This window comes from Actinobacillus vicugnae, assembly GCF_901687125.1.
Classification (GTDB): Bacteria; Pseudomonadota; Gammaproteobacteria; order Enterobacterales; family Pasteurellaceae; genus Actinobacillus; species Actinobacillus vicugnae.
In genome coordinates, this window is the sequence record NZ_CABFJY010000046.1 from 1 (window position 1) to 13,885 (window position 13,885).

The window sequence follows — 13,885 nt, forward strand, 5'->3', positions numbered from 1 at the left end:
AAAAGTAAAAATGAATTTCTAGTTTAAGCACCTATTAAGACTTCAAAATTAAAAAATATTTTCAATCAAGTCAATCAACAAGTGCCCACACAGATTGTCTGATAGATTGTTAAAGAACAAAAAGAAACGACGCACTGGATAACTTAACTTCGTTCACAACAGTGCGTCGTTGTGTGTGGTGCATTATAGAGATTTTCTAAGCCTATGCAAGTGTTTTTTGCAAAAAATTTTAAATAATTTACCTTTCGAATACTTATTCTACAATCTGAACAAAACAAGAGCATTTTTGAGCGATTTTATGATAACTTTTGACTATATATCTGATTTTGTGATCTTCCTCACAAAATTATTGGTACTTTTTCGATAAGTTATTGTTATTATATAGGTCACTATCCTTATTCATCTATTTATATATAAAGAGGAACCTTTTATGAGCCAATTAGATGCTTTACGTGAAATGACTGTTGTTGTTGCTGATACAGGTGATATTGAAGCAATCAGACAATACCAACCACAAGATGCGACAACTAACCCATCTTTAATTTTAAGTGCTTCAGCATTACCACAATATGCTTCATTAATTGATGATGCAGTTGCATATGCAAAAACAAAAAGTGATGATAAAGCACAACAGCTTATTGATGCAGAAGATAAATTAGCCGTAAACATTGGTTTAGAGATTCTAAAAATTGTCCCAGGACGTATCTCAACAGAAGTTGATGCTCGTCTTTCTTATGATACAGAAGCAACCATTGAAAAAGCTCGCCAAATTATGAAGCTTTATAACGAGGCTGGCATTAGCAATGACCGTATTCTGATCAAAATCGCTTCAACATGGCAAGGTATCCGCGCTGCGGAAGTTTTAGAAAAAGAAGGTATTAACTGTAACTTAACTTTATTATTCTCTCAGGCTCAAGCTCGTGCGTGTGCAGAAGCTGGCGTTTACTTAATTTCTCCGTTCGTTGGTCGTATCTTAGATTGGTACAAAACAACCGAGAAAAAAGAATATGCGCCTGCAGAAGATCCAGGTGTAATTTCGGTAACAAATATCTATAACTACTACAAGCAATACGGTTATCAAACTGTAGTAATGGGCGCAAGTTTCCGTAATGTCGGAGAAATTACAGAAATCGCAGGCTGTGACCGTTTAACTATCGCACCAACATTATTAAAAGAATTAGCAGAAAGCAATGCGCCACTTGTGCGTAAATTAGAATACAAAGGTGAGATTAAAGCTCGTCCTGCACCATTAACAGAAGCTGAATTCTACTGGCAACATAACCAAGATCCAATGGCTGTTGAAAAATTAGCGGAAGGTATTCGTAAATTTGCGGTCGATATTGAGAAATTAGAAGCAATGCTTGCGACAAAACTCTAATTTACACCTATAAAAAATCCTAAGCATATTGCTTAGGATTTTTTTATTACTGATGATGCACTCATACTAAAAATATGCAAGCGGTCGTTTTTCTGGAATTATTTGCACAAATTATTTTAGAAATTTGACCGCTTGTTTTCGTTTAAATCGGTTGTCTAGCCACTGCACCTTGATAGCCACATTGGCGCCATGCTTCATACACCACAACCGCAACCGTATTAGATAAATTCATACTGCGACTGTCTTTGCACATTGGCACTCGAATTTTTTGGGACATCGGTAAGCTATCTAAAATTGACATTGGGATACCGCGACTTTCTGGACCAAACATCAAGAAATCACCTAATTCATAGCTCACTTCACTATGATTCGGCTCACCTTTAGTCGTTAGCGCAAATAATCGCTTCGGTTTTGCACGCGCTAAGAAATCTTCAAAATCCTTATATTTTTGAATATCAACAAACTCATGGTAATCCAAGCCAGAACGGCGTAACTTTTTATCATCCCATGCAAAACCTAGCGGTTCAATCATATGTAATCTAAAACCACAATTTGCGCAAAGGCGAATAATATTACCGCTGTTTTGTGGAATTTCTGGTTCGTATAAAACAATATCTAACATTTTTATTTACCCAAAAAGCAGAATACACGAAGCTGTCTATTCGTGTATTCCATCGTAATTAATTTTCAATATGGCGAATGATCCAACAATTGTGAATCTGCGGATTACGTTCAAAATCAAGCGGTAAGGTCTTGTGTGAAATATTTTCCGCTTGTAAACCTAATTCGGCTAATCTATCAAAATCCATTTTAAAACAGCGCTTATTATTTGAGAACACAATTGTTCCATCTGTAGTTAAAATGCGTTTTAACTGACTCATTAATTTAATGTGATCACGCTGTACATCCCAGCTGTCTTCCATACGTTTAGAATTAGAGAATGTTGGAGGATCAACGAAAATCAGTTCAAAACGCTCACGACAGTCTGCCAACCATTGTAAACAATCCGCTTGGAATAAACGGTGATTACGTAATGGTAAATTATTTAACTCTAAATTTTGCTCCGCCCAATTTAGATAAGTATTTGACATATCCACCGTTGTGGTAGATTTTGCACCATTTAATGCTGCATGAATAGTGGCTGAACCTGTATAAGCAAATAAATTGAGGAAAGTTTTGCCCTTCGCCATTTGTCCCACCATTTTACGGGTTAAGCGATGATCGAGGAATAAACCTGTATCCAGATAATCGGTTAAATTTACCCACAATTTTGCGCCATATTCAGTTACGTAAAAATAATCGCCTTTATTCGCTAATTTTTCGTATTGGTTCGTACCTTTTTGTTTTTGGCGTACTTTGAGCACAAGTTTATTGGTTTCAACACCTGTTACATATAAAGCCGCAGATACTGCATCTAATAAACGCTGACGAGCTTTTTGTTCGTCAATGTTTTTAGGTGCGGCATATTCTTGTACCACAATGTGGTCATCATAACGATCGACTGCCAAATTATATTCAGGTAAATCTGCATCATATAAACGGTAAGCGTTAATTCCTTGCTGTTTTGCCCATTTTTCAATTTTTTTGATATTTTTCGCTAAACGATTTGCAAAATCGGGGGCTACTTGGGCATTTTGTTCAAATTTAAGATTATCCGTTTGTTGATCCGCTAACGTTCGTTCACTGATTTGATAATTTTTTTGCAAACAAGCTAACGGGCCATTCTTCGCTTTAAATTGGCGATGCGAACGTAAGCGTAAGCAGTTTAGTAGCTCTGGCTCACCGCTAAAAATAGAAGCATTCCAACCGCCAAACTGCTGTTTTAAACGTTGCCCAAATACTGAATAAAGCGCAATTAATGCAGGAGTTGTGCCTAGACGTTCACCATACGGCGGGTTACAAACAACTGTCCCTACCCGCTCTGGACAAGGATTTTTAAGGGCTGCGACATCACCCTGCTGCCATTGGATTAAATGTGCTACTCCTGCATTTTTAGCATTCTGTTTTGCTTTAACAAGTACACGGTGGTCAAGGTCAAAGCCAAAGAAAAGCGGTTGAATTTCTTCATTTTTTTGCAAATACGCTTGTTCTAACACTTCTTTCCAGACTGCTTGTTGATGCCCTTTCCACGCATTGAAGCCCCAATATTTACGGTGCAATTGTGGCGCAATCCCCGCCTGCATTTGTGCAGCTTCAATCAGTAACGTACCTGAACCACACATTGGATCGACAAGAGGCGTACCTTTTTGCCAACCAGAACGTAAAATAATCGCAGCTGCAAGTGTTTCACGCAATGGCGCTTTACCTGTATCTTCACGATAACCACGCATATGTAGCGCATCACCACTTAAATCAAGCGATACCACCATATTTTCTCGATCAAGATAAACGTGAATACGAATATCCGCGTGATCTTTATCAACTGTTGGGCGCGCAAAGCCTTTACGCTCAAAATAGTCCACCACCCCATCTTTTACGCGCATTGCACCAAATTGCGTGTTGCGAATTTCTCGGTTTGTGCCGTTAAAATCAACGAAAAAGGTATCACGGGGATCAAAAATATCTGCCCAATTAATACCGACAATGGTGGCATATAAATCCAAATCACTAAAAATTTTAGTAGTGACTAACGGTAATAAAATACGAGAAGCCAAGCGGCTATTTAATAACGCTTGGTATGCGCCACGTTGGGTCGTAGTAAAATGTACCCCACCTTGAGCCACCTTGCATTCAGCTTGGCAAATCTGCTCTAATTCAGTTTTTAACATTTCTTCAAAGCCACGAGCAGCGGTGGCGAAATAAGTTGTTTGAGTTGTCATTGTTATCATTCTTTATTAGCAAAAAATTGGTGTTATTATAGCGGATCAAGCGGTCTAATAGTGGAAAAGTTTTACCAGCCCATCGGAAATTAAACTAGACAATAAATTGGTTAAGATCAAAAATGTCACAAATTACCCAAAATGGGTAACTTGTTTTAGGTAATTATAACCGTCAGAATTTACGCTATTTTTATCGGAGGAATACATGACCGAACCTTATAAAATATTGTTAATTGACGATCATCCGCTCATGCGTCAAGGGATGCGCCAAATTCTTGAATTAGAAGATAATTTTGTTGTTGTCGGTGAAGCAAGTAACGGCACTGATGGTATTGCGTTAGCATTAGATAAAGATCCTGACTTGATTATTTTAGATTTAAACATGAAAGGAATATCTGGCTTGGATACGTTGCGTTCTTTGCGTAATCATGGTGTAGATAGCCGCATTATCGTTTTGACTGTATCAGACGAGCAATCGGATATTTTTGCATTAATAGATGCTGGTGTGGACGGCTACTTATTGAAAGATAGCGATACGGCAGATTTAGTTGAAAATATCCGTAAAGCGGCAAAAGGTGAAATGGTGTTGAGTGAAGCGGTACAACAACATTTACTAGATCGCCGCCCAGAAAACGATCCATTAAGTGTTTTAACCGACCGTGAACGCGATGTTTTACAATGGATCGCAACTGGTATGTCTAACAAGCAAATTGCTGGCCAATTATTTATTTCAGAAGAAACCGTGAAAGTGCATATTCGTAATTTATTACGCAAGTTAAATGTGCATTCACGTGTTGCCGCTACTGTACTCTATTTAGAGCAACAAAAAGGCTAATATTTAATATAAAAATAGGAGCAAATCATGCTCCTATTTTTTATCTTATTCAATTAAATAAATCCCCTGATAAGGCTCAAGCCAAAAGCCCTGTTCATTTTGAATCACTTGTTGGTAATTATTCATTAAAATCTGACCGCTTGTTTCAAGTTGAACCCACTGCTTTTCCGCACTTAAATTCGCAACAACAGTGAATTTTTCTTGTGCTGTTTGACGGCGATATGCCCACACAGATGGATGCTCAGGTAATAAATCAGTGTAATCCCCTTCCGTTAATACCGCCAAATTTTTACGTAACGCAATCAAAGATTGGTAGGTATAAAAAACCGAATTTTTATCTGCTAACGCTTGCTCAACATTGATTTCACGGTAATTTTTGGCAACATCAATCCACGGTGTTCCATTACTGAAACCAGCATTGTTAGACGTATCCCACTGCACTGGGGTACGAGCATTATCTCGAGATTTTTGCGCTAGAATTTTCAAAATAAGCGGTTCATTTTCGCCTTTTTCTTGCAATTGTGCATACGCATTCAGGCTTTCCACATCTCGATATTCCGCAATCGTACTGAAGCTCGGATTTGTCATACCAATTTCTTCGCCTTGATAAATGTATGGTGTGCCTTGCATACCGTGTAATAACATCGCTAACATTTTAGCTGAAGTGGTACGAAGCTCCCCTTCATCACCAAAACGAGAAACAATACGAGGCTGGTCATGATTACACCAAAACAATGCATTCCACGCTTTGCCATGCATACCTTGCTGCCAATAGTTGAAAATTGATTTCAGTTCGACATAATCAGGCTGGGCATAAGTCCATTTTTCACCATTTGGATAATCTACTTTCAAATGGTGGAAATTAAAGGTCATCGAAAGCTCAGTCCCTGCTAAATTTGCATATTGCTGACAATGCTCCAGCTTAGTGGAAGACATTTCTCCCACCGTCATCAATCCATAAGGCGTAAGCGCTTTTTGGTTGAGCTCTTGTAAATATTGATGAATTTTATGTCCATCCGTATAAAAACGACGTCCATCGCCTTCAAGATCATCTTCATACTGTTCGGGTTTTGAAATCAGATTCACCACATCTAAGCGCAGACCATCGATGCCTTTCTCTGCCCAAAAACGGCAAATATCAAATAATTCCGCTCGCAAGCGAGGATTTTCCCAGTTTAAATCAGCTTGCTCGGTTGCAAATAAATGCAGATAGTATTTTTGTGCTTTATCCGACCATTTCCATGCCGAACCGCCAAATTTGGATTTCCAGTTAGTGGGCTCATCTCGCCAAATATAGAAATCGTGATATTCCGAATTTGGATCTTCGCCTTGCTGAAACCACTCATGGAAGGTTGAACTATGATTAAACACCATATCCATTACAATACGAATATTGCGTTTATGTGCTTCTGCAATCAGCTTTTCAAAGTCTGCCATGCTACCATAGCTCGGATCGATTTCACGATAATTTGCGATATCGTAGCCGTTATCAATTTGCGGTGAAACGTACATTGGAGTAATCCAAATGCCATCCACTCCGAGGGTTTGCAAATAGTCCAGACGCTTGATAATACCTTGAATATCGCCCGTACCTGAGCCTGTTGTATCTTGGAAAGATTTCGGGTAAATCTGATAAATTACTCCGTTTTTCCACCAATTATTGTTCATGCTGCTTTCCTAAACTAAGAACACAATAGTTCGTGCCCTATTTCATCACATAATAGACGCCAAACGTGGCGTCCCTGTCATTTGTTGTTGCAAAATTTCTAAGAATTTTGACCGCTTGTATGATTATTCTAAAGTACCCGCTTTCTCTTTACGTTTATAAACCATCATGGTTAGAAACAGTGGTACAATAATAGCCACTAACATCGCGAGTGCGAATGTTCCCCAGTAAATATGTTGAATAGATAAAATACCTGGTAAGCCGCCCACGCCAATGCCGTTTGCTAACACGCCTGCCAATCCACAAATTAAACCTGCTAGCGCTGCACCAGTCATGGCACACAACATTGGGAAGCGATATTTTAAGTTGATACCATACATTGCAGGCTCAGTTACGCCTAAATAAGCTGAAAGTGCAGCTGGCACCGAGACTTCACGTTCGTTCACTTTTTTGCTGACAAAAACAATCGCCAATACCGCAGAGGCTTGCGCAATATTCGAAAGTGCGATAATAGGCCAAACAGGCGTACCGCCAATGCTTTGGATCATTTGCATATCAATCGCAAGTGTGGTTTGGTGTACTCCTGTTACCACAAGCGGTGCATAAAGGAAACCAAATAACGCCGCACCAATTGGTGCAAAATCGCCTGTCATTACATGTTTCACCACAAATGCAATGCCGTTACCAATTTCACGCCCGATTGGGCCGATAATAGTATGCGCAAGGAATACTGCCACAATAATCGACACCACAGGCACAATGATCAGATTGAGATAATTCGGTACAATTTTTGTCATAAAACGTTCAATATACGCCAACGCAAGTCCTGCAAGAATGGCTGGAATCACTTGCGCTTGATAACCGACTTTCTCAATTGCTAAAACACCAAAATCCCATACTTCTGGAATTTGTGAACCTAAACCATAAGAATTCATTAATTGTGGCGAAACTAAGGTAATCCCTAACACAATCCCAAGAATCGGCGAAGTCCCCATTTTACGAGCAATCGACCAACAGATTCCCACAGGTAAGAAATGGAAAATCGCCTCGCCAATTAGCCATAAGAAGCTATGTACGCTCGCCCAAAATGCCGACACTTGTACCAATGTTTTGGTACCGTTTTCAAACATGGCTATATCACCAATTACATTGCGGAAACCTAAAATCAAACCTCCACTAATTAATGCAGGCAGAAGCGGGGTAAAAATTTCCGCCATATGCGAAATTAACCGTTCGTAGCCTTTCTGGTTTTGGCGTGCTGCTTGTTTTACTTGCTCTTTATCTACATTTGCCAAGCCCGTTTTTTCTAGCACAATTTTGTAGTAATCACCCACTTCTTGTCCGATTACTACTTGATATTGGCCACCAACAGAAAAGTTAGCTTTAACCATGGGTAGCGCTTCTAACGCTTTGCTATCAACTTTGGTGTCATCATTTAAGACAAAACGTAGCCGAGTAATACAGTGAGTCACGGTGGCGATATTGTCACGCCCGCCAATAAATTCGATTAATTGATCCACATATTGTGGATTGATGTTTGCTTTAGCCATAGGAAATACTCCTGTTATTAAAATTAAGCGAATTATAAATAGCGGTTATTTTTTGTAAATGGGAACGTTCCCTAGCACAATTATAAATTTGCATATTGAGAGCTAGATCACAAAAATTTTGTGTTTTAGCGTAAAATATCTGTAAATCTAAATTTATCTTTTTATTTTTAGCTGTATAATCGCTCACTTTTTAGAATACACTCAAATTTATGGCTCTACTGATTACCCACAAATGTACTAACTGCGATATGTGCTTACCAGAATGCCCGAATGAAGCGATTTCAATCGGGGATGATGTGTATGTGATCGATCCTGTGTTATGTACCGAATGTGTTGGGCATTATGAAAAACCAACCTGCCAAAAAGTTTGCCCAATTAGCAACTGTATTATTGCTGATCCTGAACATCAAGAAACACAAGAAGAATTGTGGGAAAGATTTGTGATGATTCATCATGCAGATAAGCTATAAAAAACGGAGAATGAGTTAATCATTCTCCGTTTTTGTTATGCGTCTTTAAAGCTGTAAGGTAAATCACAAATGGATAATGAAATACCGTTGATTCTAAATGCCGTATCAGCTTCCACATCGTTATTCATCACCACTTGTAGCCAAAGTCGGTTTTGGCATGTGACATGGCTTAAAATTGTACCCGTTGAGCGCCAGTTTTCACCGAGCTGCATCTCAACTGCCCCGCCAATCTCAGGTAGATTAATTTCGCCTTCAGTCATCCCCACTAAAGTAAACATTGCACGTTTGTTTGCGCCACGGTATTTCGCACGAGCTACCGTTTCTTGCCCAATGTAACAGCCTTTGGTAAAAGAAATCGCATTTTCGACCGCTTGTAAATTCGTTGCTTGCGGAATCAATTCAAATTGATTTGCCTTGAGTAAAATCGGTAACCCATCTTGAATATCCATTAAATCCCATAATTGGCTATCCGCATTGATTTCGAGTGTTTCACCCCACACAATCGCACGCTTTTGCCCCTGAGGAAGCACTAAAACAGTCGAGTTTTCGTCAACCTTTGCCAAAACTTCACCGCTTGTTACCCCATAAATTGGGGTATCTAATTCCGTGAAAGTTACTTTGGAAAATACCGCATATTTTTTCAATTGGCTAAGCGCTTCAGGTAATAAGTCAGCGTGGATCATTGCGATAAATTTATCTACAGACTGACGATATAAGCGAATCACTGCGCTCATTTTTCCTTTTGGATCACAGTGGCATGTTAAAGTGTGCTCACCGTCGGTTAGCTTGGCTACATCGCAGGTTAATTGTCCTTGAAGATATTTCTCAGCATCTACACCTGCAATTTCAATTAAACGATACTGAGAAAGCTGCACGCAGAGATCTGGGTGGCTATTGCTAATTTTGCTGCATTCACACATCATAAAAACACCTACTCTAAATTCTGAATTTGCTCACGCATTTGTTCAATTAATACTTTTAATTCAACCGCTGAATTGGTCACGTCCGCATTAATCGATTTTGATGCTAATGTATTTGATTCACGGTTTAGCTCTTGCATCATAAAATCTAATTTACGTCCGACTGCACCGCCTTTTTTCAACACATTTGTCGTTTCTTTAACGTGTAGCTGTAAGCGGTCTAATTCTTCCGCCACATCTACACGCTGTGCGGTTAACACCATTTCTTGCTCTAAACGTTGTGGATCAAGCTGTAAATTCAACTCATCAAAACGTTGTTGCAATTTATCTTTTTGCCATTGCAAAATTTCTGGCATTTGCGTCTGAACTTTCGTTGCAATTTGTGCAATTGTGTCTAAACGTTGTTGAATAAGCGCTTGTACATTTGCCCCTTCACGCGCACGCATTGCGATAAAGTCCGCTAAAATCTGTTCAAAGCCTGCCAATAAATCTTGCCCAATTTGGTCAAGATCTTGGTTTTGCGTATCTACCACACCTGGGTAACGTAAAATATCGACTAAATTAATTTCACCTTCACCCGCCATACTACGTAATATTTGTAATGAGCTGATTACCTGTTGTGCATAATCCTTATTGAGTGCTAATTCGCTGTTTTGGCTATGGCTTAATTCAATACGCAAACTACATTCCACTTTGCCTCGGGTTAATGTCGCACGCAGACGCTCACGCAAAGTCATCTCTAAATTGCGGAATTGTTCGGGTAAACGAAAATAGGTTTCTAAAAAACGCTGATTAACCGAGCGGATTTCCCACACGGCATTGCCCCATTCTTTTTTAATTTCTAAATGGGCAAAAGCAGTCATACTATAAATCATAATTATTCCTTCTTACTTATTTACTCATTACGATAAAATACACAGAAAAACACGAAAAAATTTTGCAAAAAATTCAACAAATTTGACCGCTTGTCACCAGTCTGAAAACCTTTACGTGTATTTCCGAGTATCATCGGCAATAAAAATCACATTGTACTGTTTTATTTGTTAAAATGGCGAAAATTTTTTAGTAAAAGGAAGAAATCATGCGCCCAAATAATCGTGAACTTAATCAAGTTCGTCCTGTAAAAATTACTCGTCACTATACTCGTTATGCAGAAGGTTCTGTTTTAGTTGAATTTGGTGAAACTAAAGTGTTATGTAATGCCACCATTGAAGAAAGTGTGCCTCGCTTTTTAAAAGGTCAGCAACAAGGCTGGGTTACCGCAGAATATGGTATGTTGCCACGTTCCACCCATAGCCGTATGCAACGCGAAGCGGCAAAAGGCAAACAAGGTGGCAGAACCATGGAAATTCAACGTTTAATCGCTCGTTCATTACGTGCCGTGGTTGATTTAAAAGCGCTTGGAGAGCGTACCATTACCTTAGATTGTGATGTGATTCAAGCAGACGGTGGCACTCGTACGGCAGCAATTACAGGTGCGTGTGTAGCATTACACGATGCAATAAATAAATTAGTGGCTGACGGTGTATTAAAAGAAAGCCCAATGACAGGTTTGGTTGCTGCAATTTCTGTTGGTATTGTGGATGGCAATGCCGTGTGTGACTTGGAATATGTAGAAGATTCAAATGCCGAAACAGATATGAATGTGGTGATGGTCGAAGACGGTCGATTAGTTGAAGTGCAAGGCACTGCAGAGGGGGAACCATTCTCACATATGGAGTTATTACAATTACTCGATCTTGCTCATCAAGGAATTAATCAGTTATTAGATGCTCAACGTAAAGCCTTAGCACTATAAAAAATAAATGGCACAGGTAAAAACTTGTGCCATTTTTCTTTCTGATTATCTGTAATTAAACTTCAATACCAAATTTTTCTTTTACTAACGCTTGGAAATCGGTACAACCACCCACGTGAACATTATCTAAGAAAATTTGTGGAACGGTTGCAACTGGTTTACCTACTCGTGGTTCAAGATCTTCTTTTGAAATGCCTTCAGCGATCATATCAATAAATTTAAAATCAAAATCAGCTAATTCTGTTTTCATTTTTTCCGCTAATGCTTTCGCACGTGTGCAGTATGGGCAAGTCATACGACCGTAAATTTCTACGAACATTATTCATTCCTTATAAAATCAAGATAATTTCTTATGCTAACTGCTAATTCCAAAACGAATAAGCGGTCGAATTTTAGCAGTTTTTTGCAAAAAGTTCTTAAAAAATGCCCGCTTATGAATAATTCAAAGCAGGCATTTTATCAAACTAATTTTGTTTATCTCGTGCTAGTACTTGTTGTTGTACGGCTTGCACGTTTACGATCGTTTTCGGTTAATAAACGTTTACGAACGCGAATCGATTGTGGCGTTACTTCTACTAACTCGTCGTCATCAATAAATTCTAACGCTTGCTCTAATGTCATACGTACTGGGGTCGTTAATACGATTGCATCATCTTTACCTGAAGCACGCATATTAGTTAATTTTTTACCTTGTAAACAGTTTACAGTTAAGTCGTTACCACGGCTGTGAATACCGATAATCTGACCTTCATAAACATCCACACCGTGATCAATCATCAATTTACCACGTTCTTGTAAACCGAATAATGCATAAGCAAGGGCTTTACCTGTTGCGTTAGAAATTAATACGCCGTTTTTACGCTGACCAATTTCACCAGGTTTCACATCATCGTAGTGGCTGAAGCTTGAGTAAAGTAAACCCGTACCTGAAGTCATCGTCATAAATTCATTACGGAAGCCAATTAAACCACGGCTTGGGATCACATATTCTAAACGTGTACGACCTTTACCGTCTGGAATCATATCTTTCACTTCACCTTTACGGATACCTAATGCTTCCATTACTGAACCTTGGTGTTGTTCTTCAATATCGATAGTTACTTGTTCAAACGGCTCTTGTTTTTTACCATTTTCTTCTTTGTAGATTACTTTTGGACGAGATACCGCTAACTCATAACCTTCACGACGCATATTTTCGATTAATACCGATAAGTGTAATTCACCACGACCAGATACACGGAATTCATCAGGGTTAGGTGTTTCTTCCACACGCAATGCTACGTTGTGTACCAGTTCTTTATTTAAGCGCTCAAGAATTTGACGTGAAGTCACGAACTTACCTTCTTGACCACAGAATGGTGAAGTATTTACGCAGAAAAACATCGTTACTGTTGGTTCATCAACGGTTAATGCTGGTAATGCTTCCACGTTGTTAATATCACAAATCGTATCTGAGATATTTAACTCACCTAAACCTGTGATCGCGATAATATCGCCAGCAAATGCTTCTGTTGCTTCATAACGTTGTAAACCTAAGTGCCCTAATACTTGCCCCACTTTGCCGTTACGTGTTTTGCCTTCAGAGTCAATCACCGTTACGGTTTGGTTTGGCTTAATTGAGCCACGTTTGATACGACCAATACCAATTACGCCCACATAGTTGTTGTAATCTAATTGTGAAATCTGCATTTGGAACGGTGCGTTTAATTCCACTTTTGGTGGTTCAACGTGTTCTACGATCGCTTGGAATAACGGGGTCATATCTTCAGCAAGATCTTCGTGATCTAAACCTGCTACTCCCATTAATGCTGATGCGTAAATAATAGGGAAATCTAATTGTTCGTCAGTTGCACCTAAGTTTACGAATAAATCGAATACTTGGTCTACAACCCAGTCAGGACGTGCACCTGGACGGTCAACTTTGTTGATCACTACGATTGGTTTTAAGCCGTGCGCAAATGCTTTTTGGGTTACGAAACGAGTTTGTGGCATTGGACCATCAAACGCATCCACCACTAATAACACAGAATCAACCATTGAAAGTACACGTTCTACTTCGCCACCGAAGTCCGCGTGTCCAGGGGTATCTACGATATTGATGCGGTAATCGTTCCAGTTAATTGCAGTATTTTTTGCAAGAATAGTAATACCACGTTCTTTTTCAAGATCGTTTGAGTCCATTACACGCTCATCTGCATCACCACGAGTTTCACCTAATGTGCCTGATTGTTGTAAAAGTTTATCTACGAGGGTGGTTTTACCGTGGTCAACGTGTGCGATAATTGCGATATTACGCAATTTATTAATATCTAAATTTTGCATTGATATGTCTTTATTGAGTTGAATATAGAGTGCGTTTACACGCACAGTGGAAATCTTTAATTGGGGAGTCGCCCCTTTTGTATAGCTAATACGCTATTTGTTATTGTGATCAAGATCACAATTCACG

At 39.1% G+C, this 13,885-nt stretch carries 12 protein-coding genes; 4 read left to right on the forward strand and 8 right to left on the reverse strand.

Going from position 1 to position 13,885, the window contains the following annotated elements; all coding sequences use genetic code 11:
* The first annotated feature begins 430 nt into the window (after nt 1-430).
* Complete coding sequence (gene tal / locus F8M47_RS09045) at nt 431-1,378, forward strand: transaldolase (RefSeq protein WP_150539779.1); 948 nt, start codon at nt 431-433, stop codon at nt 1,376-1,378.
* A gap of 142 nt (nt 1,379-1,520) precedes the next feature.
* On the opposite strand, the gene trmL is transcribed toward tal, so the two are convergent.
* Entirely contained in the window at nt 1,521-2,000 is a 480-nt protein-coding gene (gene trmL / locus F8M47_RS09050) for a tRNA (uridine(34)/cytosine(34)/5-carboxymethylaminomethyluridine(34)-2'-O)-methyltransferase TrmL (protein ID WP_150539780.1), read from the reverse strand.
* Nucleotides 2,001-2,058: 58 nt separating this feature from the next.
* Nucleotides 2,059-4,197, reverse strand: coding sequence for a bifunctional 23S rRNA (guanine(2069)-N(7))-methyltransferase RlmK/23S rRNA (guanine(2445)-N(2))-methyltransferase RlmL (rlmKL, locus tag F8M47_RS09055; RefSeq protein WP_150539781.1), 2,139 nt, complete (start codon nt 4,195-4,197; stop codon nt 2,059-2,061).
* Nucleotides 4,198-4,402: 205 nt separating this feature from the next.
* On the opposite strand from rlmKL, the gene narL reads away from it, so the two are divergent.
* A complete protein-coding gene (narL, locus tag F8M47_RS09060; RefSeq protein WP_150539782.1) occupies nt 4,403-5,032 on the forward strand; it encodes a two-component system response regulator NarL in 630 nt (209 codons plus the stop codon).
* A gap of 45 nt (nt 5,033-5,077) precedes the next feature.
* On the opposite strand, the gene treC is transcribed toward narL, so the two are convergent.
* Both treC and treB read right to left on the reverse strand, forming a co-directional pair.
* Nucleotides 5,078-6,700: an alpha,alpha-phosphotrehalase gene (gene treC, locus F8M47_RS09065; RefSeq protein WP_150539783.1), complete on the reverse strand. Its 1,623-nt coding sequence runs from the start codon at nt 6,698-6,700 to the stop codon at nt 5,078-5,080.
* Nucleotides 6,701-6,823: 123 nt separating this feature from the next.
* Nucleotides 6,824-8,248 (reverse strand): PTS trehalose transporter subunit IIBC, encoded by a 1,425-nt coding sequence (gene treB / locus F8M47_RS09070; protein WP_150539784.1) that lies wholly within the window; start codon nt 8,246-8,248, stop codon nt 6,824-6,826.
* 209 nt (nt 8,249-8,457) lie between these two features.
* Here treB and F8M47_RS09075 point away from each other — a divergent pair, with 209 nt between their 5' ends.
* On the forward strand, nt 8,458-8,718 hold the full coding sequence (locus tag F8M47_RS09075) for a YfhL family 4Fe-4S dicluster ferredoxin (RefSeq protein WP_150539785.1): 261 nt from the start codon (nt 8,458-8,460) through the stop codon (nt 8,716-8,718).
* A gap of 35 nt (nt 8,719-8,753) precedes the next feature.
* Here F8M47_RS09075 and ygfZ read toward each other — a convergent pair whose 3' ends face one another.
* The gene (gene ygfZ / locus F8M47_RS09080; RefSeq protein ID WP_150539786.1) at nt 8,754-9,641 is read right to left on the reverse strand and encodes a CAF17-like 4Fe-4S cluster assembly/insertion protein YgfZ; all 888 of its coding nucleotides are present in this window, start codon (nt 9,639-9,641) and stop codon (nt 8,754-8,756) included.
* Between the two features lie 8 nt (nt 9,642-9,649).
* A complete protein-coding gene (locus F8M47_RS09085; RefSeq protein WP_150539787.1) occupies nt 9,650-10,513 on the reverse strand; it encodes a YicC/YloC family endoribonuclease in 864 nt (287 codons plus the stop codon).
* Nucleotides 10,514-10,719: 206 nt separating this feature from the next.
* Here F8M47_RS09085 and rph point away from each other — a divergent pair, with 206 nt between their 5' ends.
* A complete protein-coding gene (rph, locus tag F8M47_RS09090) occupies nt 10,720-11,436 on the forward strand; it encodes a ribonuclease PH (RefSeq protein ID WP_150539788.1) in 717 nt (238 codons plus the stop codon).
* Nucleotides 11,437-11,491: 55 nt separating this feature from the next.
* Here the strand turns inward: rph and F8M47_RS09095 are convergent, their stop codons facing one another.
* Complete coding sequence (locus tag F8M47_RS09095; protein ID WP_150539789.1) at nt 11,492-11,755, reverse strand: GrxA family glutaredoxin; 264 nt, start codon at nt 11,753-11,755, stop codon at nt 11,492-11,494.
* 155 nt (nt 11,756-11,910) lie between these two features.
* Nucleotides 11,911-13,758 (reverse strand): translational GTPase TypA, encoded by a 1,848-nt coding sequence (gene typA, locus F8M47_RS09100; protein WP_150539790.1) that lies wholly within the window; start codon nt 13,756-13,758, stop codon nt 11,911-11,913.
* Nucleotides 13,759-13,885: the final 127 nt, after the last annotated feature.